Source organism: Anaerolineae bacterium, from assembly GCA_013178015.1.
In the GTDB taxonomy this organism is placed as follows: domain Bacteria; phylum Chloroflexota; class Anaerolineae; order DRVO01; family DRVO01; genus Ch71.
Genome location: JABLXR010000048.1, coordinates 1 through 17,788 on the forward strand (window position 1 = coordinate 1; position 17,788 = coordinate 17,788).

At 66.8% G+C, this 17,788-nt stretch carries 12 protein-coding genes and 1 pseudogene; 6 read left to right on the forward strand and 7 right to left on the reverse strand.

The annotated features are described in order from the left end of the window. From HPY83_16035 to HPY83_16045, 3 genes and pseudogenes are all read left to right on the forward strand, one after another. Nucleotides 1–284, forward strand: a pseudogene (locus HPY83_16035) (ABC transporter ATP-binding protein). Next, entirely contained in the window at nt 284–2,053 is a 1,770-nt protein-coding gene (locus HPY83_16040; protein NPV09456.1) for an ABC transporter ATP-binding protein, read from the forward strand. The pseudogene HPY83_16035 and the gene HPY83_16040 overlap by 1 nt, the downstream one beginning before the upstream one ends. Before the next feature lie 137 nt (nt 2,054–2,190). Further along, complete coding sequence (locus tag HPY83_16045) at nt 2,191–3,537, forward strand: GNAT family N-acetyltransferase (GenBank protein ID NPV09457.1); 1,347 nt, start codon at nt 2,191–2,193, stop codon at nt 3,535–3,537. Nucleotides 3,538–3,680: 143 nt separating this feature from the next. On the opposite strand, the gene HPY83_16050 is transcribed toward HPY83_16045, so the two are convergent. The 7 genes from HPY83_16050 to HPY83_16080 all read right to left on the reverse strand — a co-directional run bounded on the left by HPY83_16050 (nt 3,681) and on the right by HPY83_16080 (nt 13,647). Next, nucleotides 3,681–4,769, reverse strand: a complete 1,089-nt coding sequence (locus tag HPY83_16050) for a hypothetical protein (GenBank protein ID NPV09458.1) — start codon at nt 4,767–4,769, stop codon at nt 3,681–3,683. An 82-nt stretch (nt 4,770–4,851) separates the two neighbouring features. Continuing rightward, the gene (locus tag HPY83_16055; GenBank protein NPV09459.1) at nt 4,852–6,636 is read right to left on the reverse strand and encodes an ABC transporter substrate-binding protein; all 1,785 of its coding nucleotides are present in this window, start codon (nt 6,634–6,636) and stop codon (nt 4,852–4,854) included. A gap of 273 nt (nt 6,637–6,909) precedes the next feature. Continuing rightward, nucleotides 6,910–7,998 (reverse strand): Gfo/Idh/MocA family oxidoreductase, encoded by a 1,089-nt coding sequence (locus HPY83_16060; GenBank protein ID NPV09460.1) that lies wholly within the window; start codon nt 7,996–7,998, stop codon nt 6,910–6,912. A gap of 25 nt (nt 7,999–8,023) precedes the next feature. Next, nucleotides 8,024–9,517, reverse strand: a complete 1,494-nt coding sequence (locus tag HPY83_16065) for a hypothetical protein (protein NPV09461.1) — start codon at nt 9,515–9,517, stop codon at nt 8,024–8,026. A 9-nt stretch (nt 9,518–9,526) separates the two neighbouring features. Beyond that, nucleotides 9,527–10,897 (reverse strand): hypothetical protein, encoded by a 1,371-nt coding sequence (locus HPY83_16070; protein NPV09462.1) that lies wholly within the window; start codon nt 10,895–10,897, stop codon nt 9,527–9,529. Further along, nucleotides 10,897–12,222 (reverse strand): hypothetical protein, encoded by a 1,326-nt coding sequence (locus HPY83_16075; protein ID NPV09463.1) that lies wholly within the window; start codon nt 12,220–12,222, stop codon nt 10,897–10,899. Before HPY83_16075 ends, HPY83_16070 begins: the two co-directional genes overlap by 1 nt. Nucleotides 12,223–12,285: 63 nt before the next feature. Then, entirely contained in the window at nt 12,286–13,647 is a 1,362-nt protein-coding gene (locus HPY83_16080) for an aspartate aminotransferase family protein (protein NPV09464.1), read from the reverse strand. Nucleotides 13,648–13,935: 288 nt separating this feature from the next. Here HPY83_16080 and HPY83_16085 point away from each other — a divergent pair, with 288 nt between their 5' ends. From HPY83_16085 to HPY83_16095, 3 genes are all read left to right on the forward strand, one after another. Further along, a complete protein-coding gene (locus HPY83_16085; protein ID NPV09465.1) occupies nt 13,936–14,727 on the forward strand; it encodes a DeoR/GlpR transcriptional regulator in 792 nt (263 codons plus the stop codon). A 141-nt stretch (nt 14,728–14,868) separates the two neighbouring features. Further along, on the forward strand, nt 14,869–15,726 hold the full coding sequence (locus HPY83_16090) for a Gfo/Idh/MocA family oxidoreductase (protein NPV09466.1): 858 nt from the start codon (nt 14,869–14,871) through the stop codon (nt 15,724–15,726). A gap of 84 nt (nt 15,727–15,810) precedes the next feature. Next, nucleotides 15,811–17,652 (forward strand): CocE/NonD family hydrolase, encoded by a 1,842-nt coding sequence (locus tag HPY83_16095; GenBank protein NPV09467.1) that lies wholly within the window; start codon nt 15,811–15,813, stop codon nt 17,650–17,652. Nucleotides 17,653–17,788 lie beyond the last annotated feature (136 nt).

A 17,788-nucleotide genomic window follows, 5' to 3' on the forward strand; every position in this document is an offset into this window, starting at 1 on the left:
CGCGCGTGTTCCTGCGCGACCCCGGTCTCGTCTTCATGGATGAGCCTTCCTCCCGGTTGGACCCTGCTACCGAGGCCATGGTCGAGCGGGGCATCGAGCGGTTGCTGCAAGGCCGGACGGCCATCATCATCGCCCACCGGCTGGCGACGGTACAACGGGTAGACGAAATCATGGTCATGGATGGCGGTCGCGTACTCGAGCACGGCGAGCGGACGGTGTTGGCGGCAGACCAGACCAGCCGGTTCAGCTACCTGCTGCGCACTGGGATGGAGGAGTCCTTCGCATGAGTACGATGCGGTACTCCCTGAGGCTGTTCAGCTATCGTCTGGGGCTGCTGATCCTCAACAGCTGCATCTGGAGCCTGTGGCACCTGCTACCGCTCCTGGTGGGGCTGCTGACGGCTGCCTTCTTCGACGCCCTCACTGGCCAGGCGCAGGCGGGCCCCAACGTGTGGACCCTGGTGACGCTGGTGGGGCTGGTCTATGCGGCCCGGCTGGGTGCGTTCGCTTTCGGGTTGCCCCGGTTCTTCCGGTTCTACTTCGCTATCCAGGCCCTGGTACGGCGCAACCTCCTCCACTGGACGCTTCTGGGCCCGGGGTCGCACCCGTTGCCTGAGTCCGGCAGCGAGGCGGTGACTCGTTTCCGCGACGACGTAGTGGACGTAGCGGACTATGCCGATGCTTGGGTAGATGTGGTCGGCATCTTGCTCTATACCGTGATCGCCCTGGCCATCATGCTGCGGATAGATGCCCTAATAACGGTGGTGGTCTCGGTGCCGGTGCTGAGCATGGCGGCGATCTCCAACCGGATGAGCCGCAGTCTGAGGCGCTATCGCCGGGCCCACCGGGAGGCCACAGGCCGGGTGACGGGCTTCATAGGCGAAGTCTTCGGCGCCGTCCAGGCGGTCAAGGTGGGCACTGCCGAGCGGTCGGTGCTCGACTACTTCCGGGGGCTGAGCGAGGAACGTCAGCGGGCGGCCCTCAAGGACGTAGTCTTCGCCGAGTTGGCCAATGCCGTCAATGCCAACGTCATTGATGTGAGCATCGCCGGGGTCTTGCTGCTGGCGAGCGGTGCCATGCGTTCGGGGCGCTTCACGGTGGGTGAGTTCGCCCTGTTCGTGGAGTACCTGACGGTCACGTCGGGCAACATGCGGCACTTCGGCAACATGCTGGTGCGGCACAAGCGGGTGCAGGTAGCGTACGACCGCCTGAACGGCTTCTTGGCCGGCTCTCCTGAGGGCACCCTGGTGGAGCACGGGGACCTCTACCTCCAAGGCGAGCCACCGGAGCTGGCAACGGTGGCCCGCAATGGTGACGATCGCCTGGAACGGCTGGAGGCGGAGGGCCTCACCTATCACTACGGCACCGGCAGTGGGATCGAGGACGCGCGGCTTCACCTGGAACGCGGGTCGTTCACCGTGGTAACGGGCAGGATAGGCTCGGGCAAGACAACCCTGCTCAAGGCGCTGCTGGGGCTAGTGCCGCTGGAATCGGGTCAAATACGCTGGAACGGCTCGCCAGTTGCCGACCCGGCGACCTTCTTCGTGCCGCCGCGGGCCGCCTACACTCCTCAGACGCCGCTGCTGGTGAGCGAGTCGCTCCGGGACAACATCCTGATGGGCCTGCCCCGGGAGGGCGAGGCGCTGGCGGCGGCCATCAGGGCGGCGGTGCTCGAGGGCGATGTGGCCGAGATGGAAGAGGGACTGGAGACGCCAGTGGGCCCTCGCGGGGTGCGTCTATCCGGAGGCCAGGTGCAGAGGCCGGCAGCGGCCCGCATGTTCGTCCGCCGTCCCGAGCTGCTCGTCTTCGACGACCTCTCCAGCGCCCTGGACGTGGACACGGAGCGGCAGCTCTGGGAGCGCCTCTTCGACGGCCGTCAGCTAGATGGCTACGCTCCCACCTGCCTGGTGGTGTCCCACCGGCGGCCGGCCTTGCGCCGTGCCGATCACATCATCGTGCTGAAGGACGGCCGCATCGAGGCCGAGGGCAGGCTGGATGAGCTGCTGGAGACCTGTGGGGAGATGCGGAGTCTCTGGCACGGCGACACGGAGTAGGACATAGGTTACAGGTTACAGGTTATAGGGATGTGCATCTAGCGATCTCCCCTATTCCCCATAACCTATTCCCTATGACCTATAACCTATAACCTGTAACCTATGACCTGGTGGAGAGATGGAGGGTGGCATTGGTGATGACCGAGAGACAGGAGATCGAGACCATACGGGACTTGGGGGACGGGCTCGTGCTTCGCAGGGGAAGACGCGAGGACACCGAGGCTCTGGTCAAGCTCTACGGCCAGGTGTTCTGCAACCGGGAGACGCGAGAGCCCAACCCGTACATGGCAGCCTGGACGCGGGACATGCTCACCCGTCCCCATCCCACCATCCGGCCGCAAGACTTCACCGTGGTCCAACGAACGGAGGACGGGGAGATCGTGTCTGCCCTGGTCCTTATCTCCCAGACCTGGGCCTACGAGGACGTCGAGTTCGGCGTGGGCCGGCCCGAGGCGGTGGCCACCCTCCCGGAGTATCGTAGGCGAGGGCTGGTGCGGGCCCAATTCGACGTGGTCCACCGGTGGAGCGCCCAGCGTGGCGAGCTGGTGCAGGGCGTCACCGGCATCCCCAACTTCTACCGCCAGTTCGGCTACGAGATGACGATGGACCTGGGTGGCTGGCGTAGCGGGGCGGCGGGCAACGTGCCCGGCCTCAAGGAGGGGCAGGAGGAGCCTTTCACCGTCCGGCCTGCCAGCGAGGACGACCTGTCCTTCATCGCCGAGACCTACGCTTACGGGCAGCGGCGCTCTCTGGTATCGTGCGTCCGGGACGAGGAGGTGTGGCGGCTGGAGCTGAATGGGCGGAGCGAGAACAGCAGCGAGCGCCGTCTGCTCCGCATCGTGCAGACTGTCGAGGGGGAGCCGGTGGGCTTCTTGGCTCACGGGCCCCGTCTAGGGGGCAACAATCTCTACGTGGTCGCCTACGAGCTGAAGCCGGGCATCTCTTGGTTGGCCGTCACCCCGTCGGTGCTGCGATACATCAAGCGTGCCGGGGAGGAGATGGCGCGGGCCGACGAGAAGCAGGCCTTCCACACCTTCTCCCTCGGTCTGGGGGGAGAGCACCCCGCCTACAAGGTGGCCGGGGCCCAACTGCCGGCAGAGGGCGCACCCTACGCCTGGTACCTGCGTGTGCCCGACCTGCCTCGGTTCCTGATGCACATCAGGCCGGTCCTGGAGCGGCGGCTGGCTGAATCCATCGCTCCCCGGCACACGGGCGAACTGAAGCTCAGCTTCTATCGGGGCGGGCTCAAGCTCACCTTCAGCGAAGGGCGGCTGGAGCGGGTGGAGCCCTGGCAGCCCAGTAGCGAGGAGTGGGGCGATGCCGGCTTCCCGGGGCTCACCTTCCTGCACCTGGTGTTTGGCTACCGAACGCTAGAGGAGCTCAGGCACGTATACCCCGACTGCGGGGCCCAGCGCGACGAGGCCAGGGTGCTGCTGGAGGCGCTCTTCCCCAAGAAGCCCTCGGCGGTGTGGCCGCTGTCGTAGGGTGGGCCGCTCGCTGATCGCCGAGTGCGCTGGCTGAGTGCGGTTGTCGGGTCTAGGGAGCAACGGCGCGGCGGAACCGGGTGTCGCCCTGCCTGGTGCGGGAGCGGGCTGGCCTGTGTCCGTCGCGCCCGTTGGCTGAAGCTCTAGGCGAGATTGAGGCCCTCAAGTAGGGCATCGGCTTCGGCAGGAGAAGCGCAGTGGGTAGAGACCAGAAGCCCTTCAGGCCGCAACTGAGCCAGGAGAGGCTCTACCTCCCATGGCTGGCAGCCCACGACCAGCAGCTTGTGGGCCTCTTGCACGCGCCTGAGCAGGTCAATCCACTGGAGCATCGAGCCGCCCGCCGCCCCCGGCTGCCACTGGATGCCGTCCAGGTCATCCAGGGCCAGCAGCGAGTTGAGGTGCCGGATGGCGCCCGGCCCGTCCAGGTGGTAGATGGTGCGCTCCACCCAAGACGCCTGCCGAGCGATACCTGGCAGGAAGATGCTGTCGAACATGGCCGAGGAGACCATGCAGGAGAAGTCGCACTCGAGGGTGACCATGGGACGATCGGAGTAGACGCCCAGATTGTCCACATAGCCGGGCACCCACCGGTGGATCAGGGCGAGGCACTCCTCATAGTATTGGAGCCAGGCGACGTTGATCTCCTCCACCAGCCGGCGCACCTCTTCCGGACACTCGATGCAGTCTACGGCGAGTTCGGCGGTGCCGCGCAGGCGCGCCGCTATCTCTCCATCGCCCTGCAGGTCGGGAATGCCAACCACCGCCTTTCCCACTGCGGCCTCCGCCCCACGCTCGAGCAAGGACTGCGATGCCTGCCACCACCAGTTGCCCGGGTCATAGCGAATCGGATCGCGTCCCTCCCAGGAAGGGATGGCGGGCTCGGCCCAGGCACTGTTGGCCACGGGCATGATGTAGTAGGGGGAGCCGTGGTAGGCAGCCTGGATGGCCACCAGCCGTCCGGCCACCGGGAAGATGACGGGGAAGGCGTCCCCGGCATAGTAGGTACCGTCCACCTGGGCGAGCAGGCGGGGGATGACTTCGTCGGGGTCGGTGAAGTAGCGGAGGAGCCGGTCCGGGTCCGTAGGCGGGTCGGGCACGGCCGGCCGACCGGGAAGCAGGGCCGTCACCTTGAGGAGTGGCTGATCGCGCAGTTGGCCCGTCCACCAAGCCTCGTACCGCTGCCGCACCCGTTCCCAGTCTGGCTTGCCCTGTAGGGTAGTGGTTGCTGGCATAACAGCGCTCCCGGTCGTCACGTGAACGGCGGGGGCACCCCGAAGTGCGCCCCCGCCAGGCGAATGATGCTGTCGGGCCGGCCTAGCTCTTGAAGAAGAACTGGGCGGCTGGCACACTTATGTGTGGTTCCAGTACCAGCCGATCTCCGGTGGGCACGTTGCGGAAGTTGTTCTTGGCGATGCCGAACTGCTCCGCTAAGGGCCGGGCGATCAGGCCGATCTCCCAGCAGTACTCCGCGTGCATGGCCATGGCTTCCTTCTGTAGGTCGATGCGCTTCTGCATGTCCGGCTCGGCCATGACCTGCTCGTACATCGCCTGGAGTCGCTTCACCTCCTCCGGCGGCTCCTCGCCTTCGGCTCCGCCGCTGGCGTGCCAGAGCGACCACATCACGGCCCAGTACTCTCGAGCCGTCACGCCGAAGACCTGGCGAGTGAAGGGCGCCCATCCCGGATCGCCCCAGGATTGAGCGTAGCTGGCCACGTCGAAGTCGGCGGCCTGGACTCTGGTGACCCAGAGTTGGCGGTCGGTAGGCGTCACGAGCATCTCGATGCCCACGTCGGCCATGTACTCCTTGACCAATTGCTGCATCTCCACGTTGTCGGGCGGCCAAGGGGTGAAGGCGATGTTCACGATGCTGATGCGCGAGCCGTCTGGCAGCAGTCGGAAGCCGTCGTCGTCGCGCTCGGTGAGGCCCAGGTCATCGAGCATCTTGTTGGCGGCCTCGGCGTCGTAGCCGATGTTGGCGTTCCAGGCCGCCTCATCGTAGTAAGGGCCACTGGAAGTGACCTGGCCGGGCTCGCCGATGCCCTTGAAGATGAGGTCACTGATCTCCTGGCGGTTGATGGCGATGGAGAGGGCAACGCGGAAATCCTTGTTGCGGAAGAGCTTGCGCAGTTCCTCGTTGGGGTGGGAGTAGTTGAAGAAGATGGTCCCCAGGTTGGCGGTGTTGAAGATCATGTCTATGACGCGGTAATCGCCCTTCTCCTGGTTCTCCATCACCACCGGGCGGTTGCCCAGGCTGGCGATCCGCCGCGCTTGGAAGTCCACGTCGCCGGCGATGGCCTTGAGGAGGAGAGCCTCGACGTCCGGCACCAGCGTTCGCTCAAAGCGATCGATGTAGGGCAGCTGGTTTCCGGCCGTGTCCACTGAGTAGTAGTAGGGGTTGCGCTCCAGGACCTGGATCGGCTGGTCCACGGAGTTGGTGACCACCCACGGATCGATGGTGGGGGTGCCGGGGTTGTTGGAGAAGGCTACCTTCTGGGCCCAGAGGTCGGTCCAGGTGTCGAGCTCCGCCTCCGCGACCTTCTTGTCCAGTGCCGCCTTCTCGGTGTAGGCGGGATGGAACTGGCTGAGGTAGTGCTTCGGGGCGAAGGGGAAGAGCGTGGGCAAGAAGTTGAGGAAGGCGCCGTAGGGCCCGGCGAACCGGATCTTGACGGTGTAGTCGTCCACCTTCTCGAAGACGCCCAGTTGGCCGCCGCGCTTGAGTGAGGCGGGCTTGGTGGGAGAGAGCTCATCGTTGAGGACAACGTCCTCGTACCAGAACATGATGTCGTCGGCGGTAAAGGGAGCGCCGTCACTCCAGCGCATGCCCTCGCGCATGTGGATGGTGAACTCCGAAGCGTCGTCCGACACTTCCCACCCGGCGAAAGCGGCGGGCACGATCTCGGCGAAATCGGGGCTGAACATTCCGCCCCGTTCCTGGAAGATGTAGTAGTTCTGCATCAAGTCCGAGGTGCCGATGTGCACCTGCCGCCAGGTGCCACCGTACTGCCCGATCTCCTCCACCGGCTCCACCACTCGCGGGGAGAGCGGCAGCCGCTCCTCCACCGGCGGCAGTTCGCCCGCCTGCACCTTCGCTGCGAGCATAGGCGCCTCACGGTACTTCGATACCGGCGCTGCCGGCGCCTCGGCGGGAGCCGTAGTGGGCGTAGCCGCGGGCGCGGGCGGCTGCGTCGGCTCGGGCGCGGCCCCGGCGCAAGCGCTGGCCAGTGTCGCCGCGCTGGCCACACCGGATACCAAGAGGAATCTCCGTCGGCTCAGTCCTGTCGCTGACATGTCGTCCTCCCTCTTATGCAGTCCTCGGCTTCTGTGGCGAGTCTGCCATGCCGGGGTCCACAGCCGTGACCTCCGGCCTTTTCCCTACCAGCCGTACTCCGGTACCTCCAGCCAGACACCTCCTCTCATGGCGGCTTCGTGCGCCAAGATCCCCGGGATGGTGAAATCTACGGCCCGAATGACGTCTATCGGCGGCTGACGACCCTCGTCCAGCGCCTCGATGAAATCCCGCACCATGAAGAACTCGGAGGTGCCGTGCCCACCGGCGCGGGCCTCTTCCGGCGCGTTAGGGTCAACGATGGTGCACTCGATCTCCTCGGCACCCTCCTCCACCGTTCGCTCGCCTTCCAGCCAGCGGAATCCGCGGTTCTGGCGCACGTCCCCGCGACCGTTCTCCACAAAGCCTTTGGTGCCGTACAAGGAGTAATAGACCATGGCCGGGTGGCGGGGGGCGATCTGGCTGCGCAGTATCTTCACCACGGCGCCCTTCTCGGTGTGGAAGAGGCCCACCTCCATGTCCAGGTAGGCGATGCTCTCCCCGGGATGGGTGTGATGATTGCTGTGGGCGCCGGTGGCCCGCACTACGCGGTCGTCCATCAGGGTCAGCAGGGGGCCGAGGCAGTGGGCGCAGTACCAGATCGGCGCGCGGGTGTAGCGCCAGTACTTCTCGCCCGTCTTCGGATCGGTCAGCAGATGGTTGATGGCATGGATGTACTCGCCCTCGGCGTAGTAGATCTGCCCCAACTTCCCCTGGGCCACCAGTTCCTTCCACTGGCGAACGTAGTGGAAGTAGGTGTAGTTCTCCGCCATCATGTAAGCCTTGCCGGTGCGCTTGACGGCGTCGATCACCGCCAAGCACTCGTCCACGGTGTAGGCCACCGTCTGCTCGCAGAGGACGTGCTTGCCCGCCTCCATGGCGGCGATGGACTGCGGCGCGTGGTACTCGATGGGCGTGGCGATGACGACCGCGTCCACCGGCGCCTGCACGAACTGGTCGAAGTCGGTGTAGAGGCGAGAGTCAGGGACGCTGTAGGCCTTGCCCAGGTCCGCCACCACCTCGGGCTTAAGGTCGCACAGCGCGGCGATCTCCACCTGCGGGTGGGAGGCGAGCGTGCTCACTAGTCCCTGCCCTCGCCGCAGCCCCACCAGCCCCACCTTGTAGCTCTTCTTCATGGATACCGCCCTCCCAGGGATAGGGTCACCGGAACATTGGCTCCAGCCGCCGGTACAGCTCGCCGTAACGGAGGAAGCCGTCGTCATACACCGCGCGGTTCTCGGGGCGGGGAAGGAACTGCCGCCCGCGGTAGGCCATGGCGTCGGCCGCCTGGCGCAGGTCCTCGAACTCGCCCGTGGCAACGGCGGCCAGCATGGCCGCCCCGCGGCAGGAGGCCTCGTCGCCGCCAGCCTCGGTCACGGGCAGGCCGGTCACGTCGGCCTTGATCTGCAGCCACAGGTCGCTGCGGGCGCCGCCGCCCATGCTGAGCAACTCGACGGCGGGAGCTCCCAGCTCGGCGAGCAGTTCCAGGTTGCCCCGCAGCAGGTACGCCACCGACTCCAGGATGGCGCGAGCGAAGTGGGCCCGGCCGTGGCGCAAGGTGACGCCGAAGAAGACGCCCTTGGCGTGCGGGTTGAACTCGGGGCAGGCGGCCCCCTCCAGGTGCGGCAGGGCCAGTAGCCCCTCAGCGCCCGGGGGTACCTCCGCCGCCGCGGCGGTGATCTCTTCGTAGCCGCCCGGCTCGCCCGCCCCGGCCCAGATCTCGTCGCGGAACCAGCGCAGAGCCATGCCCGCTGTCTGGCCCCAGGGCAACAGGCAATAGGCGCCCGGTAGGGCGTGGACGTGGCAGGGCACGCGCGCCTTGGGGTCGAAGACGGGGTGCTTCACGGTGGCCACCAGTCCCAGCACGCCGCCGGTGGTCTCGCTCACCACGCCCGGACCGACATTGCCCGCCCCCACCGCTGCGGCGACCTGGTCCAGCGTCCCCGCCACCACCGTGACGCCGGGCGGCAGACCAAGAGCAGCCGCCGCCTCCGGCCTGAGCGCGCCGACCACGTCCCCGGAGTTGGCCAGTTCGCCCAACTGCGCGGGCGTGATGTCTAGGTAGGCCAGCATCTCCGGCCACCATTGGCCGGAGTTGATGTCCAGCATGAGGGAGGACGACTGCAGCGATCGCTCCGTCCAGTAACCGCCCGTGAGGCGGTGCAGGACGAAGTCCTCCACCAACAGGAACCGCCGTGCCGCCCGGTACGCCTGCGGATCGTTCCGCTTCAGCCAGAGGATCTTGCACGCGGGCCAGGTGGGAGCGACCTGCGGCTGCCCGGTGATGCGGAAGGCGGCGGGGGCGCCGAACTCCGCCTCGATCAGGGCTGCCTCAGCGGCGGGGCGGTTGTCCAGCCACACCAGGGCCGGGCGCGCGGGCCGGCCGTCGCCGTCCACCGGGATGATGGTCTCCGCCTGGCTGGAGACGGCCAGAGCGCGTACCGACTGGGGATCGATGCCGGCAGCGGCCAACGCTCTCCGCACCGCGGTGCAGCAGGACGACCAGTAGACCTCGGCGTCCAGTTCCACCGCATCGGGGGCGGGCTGGCTGAGGACGTACTCGACGGTGGCGCTGCCGACCACGGCGCCGTCTGCAGCGAACAGCGCCGCCTTCACGGCGGTGGTGCCCACGTCGATCCCCAGGTAGACGGCCACATCGATTGCCTAGGCGATGACCTCGATGTCGAGCAATCGACAAAGCCGCTCTAACTGCCGCCGCTGGTCGCCGTAGGCGATGATGTAGTGTTGGGAGAGCACCTGCCGGGCGAAGTCCTCCACCGGCCTGTCGGGCGCGAACTCGATGCTGGGCAGTTGCGGGGCCGGCGGCTCCCAGCCCGCCTCCTCCCAGGGCCGCGGGCTCAGCGCCTCACCGACGGCGATGTGCATGCGGTAGCGGTCGCCGCGGCTGGCCAAGCGGCAGATGGTGGCGCGGCCGGTGCGGACGCGGGAGACGTTGAGAATGCCGTCCGTCAGGCCGCCGAAGCCGGGCCAGGGCAGCACCGTCACCGGGCCATCCACCACCTCGGTGGGCACGTAGTCGGGCACGCCCATCAGGAGGCGGTCGCGGTAGTACTCGTAGAACTCGAAGTAGGCGCCCACCTGGCCGGTGAGGTAGCGAACGATGAGTTGGGTCACGGCGCCGAGGCCGTCGTTCTCGGGGATGGAGGCGACGCCGCCCTCATCGGCCAGCAGCATCAGCGCCAGGGCGGGCGGGAAGTGGAGCAGCTTCTTCACCCCGTAGACATCCACCAGGGAGACGGCCTCGTAGCCCCGCTCCCGCACCTTCTCCATCAGCGCCAGGTAGAGCCGCACGCCCTTCTCCAGAGCGGCATCCTCCACCGGCCGGTCAAACGTCCAGGTGGCACGCAGCTTGTCCATCAGGCCACGGATGTCGCCGTCGGGGACCGCCTCCATCTTCTGGGTGATCTCCAGGGTGTCGAAGACCTCCACCTCGGGCCCGAGGAGGCGACGTAGGGAGACGCCGTCCACCTGGGTGCCGTAGAGGTTCATGTCCCGGTAGCCCATCATGCCTACGCGCGCCCGGCGCAGGCGGGCCGCCGCCTGCGCCACCCGGGCGCACGCAGCCACCTCAGCGGCGGCGGCGTAGGGCGCCTCCGGCGTGTCCCAGACGTACTCGAAGCGGAAGCCCAACGCCTCCATGGGGTCGCGCAGGGCGCTGGTGCCGGCCTGGTCGGCGGTGGTGACGAGGCGGCCGCCCTGGTACTCCCCCGTGAGGCCCCAGAGCACCATGGGCAGGTGGCGGTAGGGCTCGATGACGTTGATCACCGTCTGCGAGGGTATCCAGCCGGCCAGGCAGACGACTAGCAGGTCGAAAGGCTCGTGGGCCAGGTCCTGGAGGGCGCGGGCTTCATCGCGGCCGGCAGGGTCATCGCTCACCGGTCCCGTGGTGACCAGCGCCAGCCCCTGGTCGCGCAGGGCCTGCTGGGCCCGGCTGACCTTGGCGGCGATCAGCTCCGGGGGGCTGTTGACCTCGCCGAAGCCTACGAAGCCGACCTGAACGGGGGGCAGGGACATCACTCGCCTCCTTGCGCCTGGTGGAGTTCCTCCAGTAGCTCGACCGCCGTGTCCACCAGCGCCTCGATGCCGTCGATGCCGACGCGGTTGGCCCCCACCATGGTCTCGTAGCCCTGCTGTTCGAAGGCTTCTCGGGTGGGCTGGTACATGATGACGTCGTTGGTGAGCTCGGCCACCACGGTGTGTTTGAAGGGGGAGCGCTGCTTGATGCTCAGCCCATGCTCGACGAACAGCTCACCGGCATTGGTGGCGATAGCGAAGGGGCCGATGTGGGCGGCGTTGACGGGCACGGCCAGCTTCTCGGGCATGGCCCCAATGAAGCGCACCATGTCCTCGCCGAAGACCTCGCGCCGGTTGGGCCAGCCGAGGCGATCGAAGGCCTCCTCGGGCTGGGCGCAGACGTCCCGCCGGTCCACCGTTACGTCCCGGCGACGGGCCCCGACGGACACCGGCCCGGTCACCGGTACGGCCCGCTTGGCGGCGGCCAGGGCGTACCCGGCAAAGTGCTCGGCCGCCTGCAGCCAGGAGTCGGGGGTGCGCTCCAGCAGGAAGCCGGGGATGGTGGAGTTGACGTTGGCGCAGGCGCCGGGGGTGAACACGCTCACCAGGGCGTTCCCGTAGTGCTCGCGCAGGGTGCGGGCAATGACGCCCGGGTAGTCGGCGGAGTAGCGGGTGCCGAAGTGGGTGTTGACGTGGACGCTGAAGTTGACGAAGGCGCCGAACGGCTTGCCGTCGGCGTCGTCGAAGCGCAGCACCCATAGCTCCGGGTCTATCGGGCCCGCCGAGCCCAGGAACTGAGGAAAGCGGTTCAGGTCGTTGAGGAGATCGAAGAACCAGGTGTTGACCGCTTTGCCGTCCTTGGCCAGCACGCGCCGGTTGTGCAGGCTGTGGTGCACCAGCGACCGGCCGATGTGCATGGTGGCGGGACGGAGCGCAGCCACGGCCCGGGTGATGCTCTCCGCGATGAGGCCGGGCAAAGTCGCCAGGTAGTCGGGGTCGGTAACCCCGAAGGAGTAGAGGCCCTCGGCGGTGTAGGGCCCGCTGTGGGTGTGGCTGCAGGAGACGATGATAGCCTCGGCGGGGACGCCGGACCGTGCCGCCGCCTGCTCGATGGCGGGATCCACGATGGCGCGAGGCAGGCCGATGAGGTCCACCCCCACCACGGCCACCATCCGCCCATCGGCCTCGGCCACCATGGACTTAGCCTGGAGAGGATCGTCCACGCCCACGTTGGTGCGCGGCTTGAGGCTGCCGCACATGGGCAAGCCGACAGGGGGCGTGATGTCCATCTCCGCGAAACCGACTCGCAACGCGCTTCCCGCCATGGGATCTCCCTTGGTGCCGATTCCGGCGCCGCTATGGTGTTGACCGATCGGCCCGGCTCAAAGCTAGGCGTACCCCAGTTCCCGCTCCGCCTCGTGCAGGGCCTCGTCTATGATGTCCAGCCCCTTGAGGGCCAGTTCGTCGCTCATAATCAGGGGCGGCGAGAGCCGCAGATTGTGCCCCGCCGGAATCCAGGCCAGGCCCTTCTGGAAAGCCTTCTGGTAGGTGAGCACGCCTGCCTTCTCGAATGGCTCCTTGGTGATCCGGTCCTTGACCAGCTCGATGCCGAGCAGGCAACCCTTCCCGCGCACCTCGCCGACGGTGGGATGCTCCGCCTGCAAGCGCTGCAGCCGGGATAGCATCAGGTCGCCCAGGTGCGCCGCCCGCTCCACCAGGCCCTCTTCCTCCAGCACCTCGATGGAGGCGAGGGCGGCGGCGCAGGCCATGGGGTTACCGCCGTAGGACGTAGAGGCGCTGATCCGCTCCACTTTCGATTTGTGGCGCTCGCTCACCAGCACGGCCGTGACCGGGAAGCCGTTTCCGAGCCCCTTGCCCAGGGTCATGACGTCGGGGACGGTGTCCCAGTGCTCCATGCAGAACATGCGGCCGGTGCGTCCCATGCCCGTCAGCACCTCATCGGCAAGCAGCAGTGCTCCGTGTTCATCGCAGAGGGCCTTGAGGGCGGGCACGAATCCTTCGGGCGGCACCACGCTGCCGGCCCACCCCTGGATGGGCTCCAGGACTACACCCGCCAGCCGGCCCGAGGTCTCCTCGGCGATCACGGTGCGGATGAAGTCTACGCAGCGCAGACCGCACGTGGCCCGCTCCAAGCCGAACAGGCAGCGGTAGCAGTGTGGCCGAGGGACCAGGTAGAACCCAGGAGCCCGTAGCCCCTGACTGGCGTCCATCCGCCCCAGGCTCACCGCCCCCATGGTCTTGCCGTGAAAGTCCTGATGGAACGAGATGAACTCGAGCCCGCCGGTGGCAGCGCGCATGACTCTGAGGCCCGCCTCCACTGCTGTCGTGCCCGAATCGTAGAGTTGGACGCCGTTGAGCTTGGCCTCGCCTTGGCCCATGCCCAGGCTAGCCAGGCGCTCCAGGAGGGCCGTCTTTATGGGAGTGGTGAAGTCATGGCAGTTCATCAAGGTGTGGGCATGGCGGGCCACAGCCTCGCTTACTTTGGGGTGGCAATGGCCCAGATTGGTGACGTAGATGCCCGAAGAGAAGTCGAGGTAGGTGTTGCCATCCACATCGGTCAGGGTGACACCGTGACCCTTCTCGAAGGCCACGGGGAAGAGGCGCACCTGCGAGCTGTAGCCCTTCATGATGCGGCTGGCCCGGTCGTGCAGGGCTCGCGATCTGGGGCCAGGAGGTGAAGTCACAATCCGCGGCACGCTGTCAACGTCCACATCCGCCCAGGTTGCCATGGCTGAGTCTGCCCCCCGCCGCGACCGGCTGTTCTGTGCGACTCCGTGCGAGTCCACACAGAATCACACAGCCAGTATACTGCAGGCAAGGCGCCCCGTCAATAGGTGACGTACCTCCCGATGCCTAGTGGCCAGCGACGGTCGGCGAGGGAGAGCCCGAGGGGCGGGGGCGGAGGCTTTGACACGCTGGTGCTGGGTGCCCCTGAGATGGCAGACTGGTGTGAGGTTCGTTCTTGTTCGAATGCTGTGCTATCTTGCATGAGGTGACCCGGTCAGGAGTAGCCCGCCATGCTCAAGCAAGAGAGGGAATCCGAGATCGTGCGTCTGCTTTCCCAGTCGGATAGCGGGGTGCTGAGCGTCGCCCAATTGAGCCGCCTCCTCTCCGTGTCCGAGATGACCATCCGACGGGACCTGGAGACCTTGGCGAATCAGGGGCTGGTGAAGCGGATCCACGGTGGCGCCGTGCACGTCAACAGCGCTCTCCTGTTCGAGCGGTCGTTTGCCGAGCGCGGACGGGAGAGTCGGCAGGCGAAGGTCGCGATCGGTCGCACTGCTGCTGGGATGGTCCACGATGGGCAAGTCATCATCTTGGATGCCGGCACCACGACGCTGGAAGTAGCTAGGCATTTGGCTGCCAGGCGCGTCACGGCGGTCACCAATGCTCTGCCCGTCGCTTCCGAGCTCTCCGCCCATACGGAGGTGTCGGCCATCCTCTTGGGGGGAGAGGTGAAGGGGCCCGAGCTCTGCACCGTCGGACCCATGGTGACCGAGAGCCTCAGCCGTATGTCAGCGGACCTGCTGTTCCTCAGCACCGCGGGCTTCTCTCCAGATCGCGGTCTCACCGAGCCCGACCTGCGCGAGGCCGAGGTGAAGCGGGCCATGATGCGGGTGGCCAAACGTGTGTGTCTGGTGGCTGACTCCTCCAAGTATGGTGCGGTCTACTTTGCTCAAACGGCCCCCATTACGAGCATCCACGCCGTTGTGACCGACGAGCAGCTGTCGGCAAACCAGAGATCGGCTCTGGAAGCGGCGGGGATCGAGGTGATCATCGCCTCGCCAGCGTCCCCAAGTCCCGGGTGAAGCCGCTGGCTGAGTGCACGGCTCACCTGCGTCGGCTCCGGGCCTGCCTGTGCTTCGCTCCTGTTCTGTGGAGAGCAGCCCTTACACGATCGGTGCTCGCGTGCTATCATCGCGGCGCAGCAGCTGCACAAGGAGGAAGACGTGAAGAATATCGGGTTCATTGACCTGCACATAGACGAGTTTCACTCCAACACCTACGCTCGTCTCATACCTCAGTCCACTCAGGCTGATCGCTTTCGGCTGGCCCTGGCTTGGGAGAAGGCGCCGGGGGAGGGGAAGAAGTCGTTGGAGGAGTGGTGCCGGGAGCACAACGTAGGGGTAGCCTCCAGCCTCGAGCAGGTGGTAGAGGAGTGCGATTGCCTGGCCGTCCTCGCCCCCAGCAACCCGGAGGTGCACGAGGAGCTGGCTGACCTGCCTCTGCGTTCGGGCAAGCCAGTCTACGTGGACAAGACGTTCGCTCCCTCTCTGGCAGCGGCCAAGAGGATGTTCGATAAGGCAGAGCAACACGGCACGCCCTTGATGTCCTCCTCCGCCCTTCGTTTCGGAAGCGCCATCCAGAGAGTTGTGCACGAGGACATGGCGGGCAAGCGAGTCAGTTTCGTAGCCACGCGCGGGGGAGGGCGCAGCTACGAGGAATACTCGGTGCACATGTTCGAGATGATGGTCATGGCCATCGGCACGGGGGCCACCCGCCTGATGCAGGTGGGCAACGACGCCGCCAGGGTGACGGTGGTGGACTACCCGGACGGGCGGCGCGGCTGCATCACCCAGGCCCAGCCCTTCCCCTTCCAGTTCGCAGCTCTGTACGGCGACAACCAGGCTGCGGTGATCAACGAAATGCCTGACTTCTACCCGGGCCTGGTCGAGGCCATGCTGCGCTTCTTCGACAGCGGCAAGCCCGAAGTGCCCAAGGAGCAGACCCTGGAGATCATGGCCCTGGTGGAGGCGGGCGTCGCCGCCCTGAACGCGCCGGATCGGTGGGTGGACCTGCCCAAGTAGTGACACGTGACACGTGACGCGTGACCGGCGGCCAACTCGTGGTTATGGGTCACGCGTCACGTGTCAGTTGTGCCAGGAGGCCTCATGACACTCCCTGCTCTCGACCCATGCGGTCGCGCTCCCTCCACTCCCATCTCGTCCGATGTCTACGAGCGGCATGATGTCTTCGTCCCCATGCGCGATGGCGTCCGGCTTGCCTGCGATATCTATCAGCCGGCCCGGGAGGCTGCGCCGCTTCCGGGCGCGTACCCGGTGATCCTGGAGCGCACGCCCTACGACAAGGTGGGCTGCATTGACAGAGGGCGTTACTTCGCCCGCCACGGCTACGTCTTCGTGGCTCAGGACGTGCGGGGCCGTTACCGGTCGGAGGGGGAGTGGTATGCCTTCGCCCACGAGGCCCCGGATGGCTACGACACGGTGGAGTGGATCGCCAAACAGCCCTGGTGCAACGGCAAGGTGGGCACCATGGGCGCCAGCTACTGCGCTAGTGATCAGAGCGCCCTGGCCACCCTGAACCCGCCCCATCTGTCGGCCATGGTGCCGAGAGTGGGAGCCCACAACTACCACCACGCCTCCATGCGGCACAATGGCGCCATGGAGCTGCGCTTCGTCATCTACGCCTTCCGCATGGCCACCACCAGCCGCGAGGCCCAGGCAGACGCGAGGATCAGGTCCGCCGCTCAGGCCGCTTACGCCCGGGCCGACCTGTGGCTGCGCCGGCTGCCGCTGGAGCCGAGTGTCAGCCCCCTTCGGTTCCTGCCCAGCTACGAGCGGTGGATCCGAGACGTGCTCACCCACGGCGACTACGACGAGTACTGGCAGCAGCGGGGTTACGCCATCTCCCACTACTATGACCAGCACGCCGATGTCCCTACCTATTACATGGGTGGCTGGTACGACAGCTACGCCCGCAGCACCTGCGAGAACTTCGTCGAGCTCCGTCGGCGGAAGAGGTCGCTCCACAAGCTCATCATGGGGCCCTGGACCCACGGTGGGGATACGGTCACCTACGCCGGAGACGTGGACTTCGGCCCCCAATCCAAGCTCGACGACCTCAACTACTTCCACCGGCGCTGGTTCGATCACGTACTCAAGGGGGAGGACAACGGGATAGACCGGGAGCAGCCGGTGATCATCTTCGTGATGGGCGGCGGCAGCGGTCGCAAGGACGTCAACGGACGCCTGCAGCACGGGGGCTACTGGCGCTTTGAGAACGAATGGCCCCTGGCCCGCGCCCGCAAGACCCCGTTCTACCTGCACTACGGCGGCGGCCTGAGCCCTGAGCCGCCGGCCGTCTCCGAGCCTAGCCGCTACACCTTCGACCCGGCCGACCCTGTGCCCACCATCGGGGGCAACATCTCCGCCGGGGATCCCTTCCTGCTTCCGGGGGGCTACGACCAGCGGGGCGATCCCCGGTTCATGGGGACCGAGGGCGACCTGCCCCTGAACTCCCGGCCCGACGTGCTCACCTTCCAGACCGAGCCTCTAAGCGAGGACCTGGAGGTCACCGGGCCCATCGAGGTGACCCTCTATGCCTCTTCCTCGGCACTGGACACCGACTTCACCGCTAAGCTACTGGACGTCTACCCGCCCGGGGAGGACTACCCCGATGGATTCGCCCTCAACCTGACCGATTCCATCATCCGGGCGCGCTACCGCCACTCGGACGAGAGGCCGACGCTGCTGCAGCTGGGGAAGGTGGAGGAGTTCCGCTTCGCTCTGTACCCGACCAGTAACGTGTTCAGGGCGGGGCATCGCATCCGGGTGGACGTCTCCAGCAGCAACTTCCCCCGGTTCGACGTGAACCCCAACACCGGCGGCCCGATCGGGAGGGAGCGGCGCCGGATGCTGGCCCACCAGGCCATCTACCACGACCCTGAGCATCCGTCGCACATCGCCCTGCCGCTGGTGCCGTTGGGGGAATAGCACGCTGATCAAGCTGTTGAGGCGTTGATCTACGCTGATCGCGTATGGGCAGCGGATGGCCCGCACAGGCCAGGAGGCCGGGAATGGTCCGCTCGGGTCATCATCCCCGGCCTCGTCTGGGTGGAGTTGTGGTGGG

Bases quoted from the DNA above. Each gene is read 5' to 3' on its own strand.
- HPY83_16085 (NPV09465.1), top strand. From the start codon at position 13,936: ATGCTCAAGCAAGAGAGGGAATCCGAGATCGTGCGTCTGCTTTCCCAG.
- HPY83_16050 (NPV09458.1), bottom strand. From the start codon at position 4,769: ATGCCAGCAACCACTACCCTACAGGGCAAGCCAGACTGGGAACGGGTG.
- HPY83_16095 (NPV09467.1), top strand. From the start codon at position 15,811: ATGACACTCCCTGCTCTCGACCCATGCGGTCGCGCTCCCTCCACTCCC.
- HPY83_16060 (NPV09460.1), bottom strand. From the start codon at position 7,998: ATGAAGAAGAGCTACAAGGTGGGGCTGGTGGGGCTGCGGCGAGGGCAG.
- HPY83_16070 (NPV09462.1), bottom strand. From the start codon at position 10,897: ATGTCCCTGCCCCCCGTTCAGGTCGGCTTCGTAGGCTTCGGCGAGGTC.
- HPY83_16055 (NPV09459.1), bottom strand. From the start codon at position 6,636: ATGCTCGCAGCGAAGGTGCAGGCGGGCGAACTGCCGCCGGTGGAGGAG.
- HPY83_16075 (NPV09463.1), bottom strand. From the start codon at position 12,222: ATGGCGGGAAGCGCGTTGCGAGTCGGTTTCGCGGAGATGGACATCACG.
- HPY83_16040 (NPV09456.1), top strand. From the start codon at position 284: ATGAGTACGATGCGGTACTCCCTGAGGCTGTTCAGCTATCGTCTGGGG.
- HPY83_16080 (NPV09464.1), bottom strand. From the start codon at position 13,647: ATGGCAACCTGGGCGGATGTGGACGTTGACAGCGTGCCGCGGATTGTG.
- HPY83_16045 (NPV09457.1), top strand. From the start codon at position 2,191: ATGACCGAGAGACAGGAGATCGAGACCATACGGGACTTGGGGGACGGG.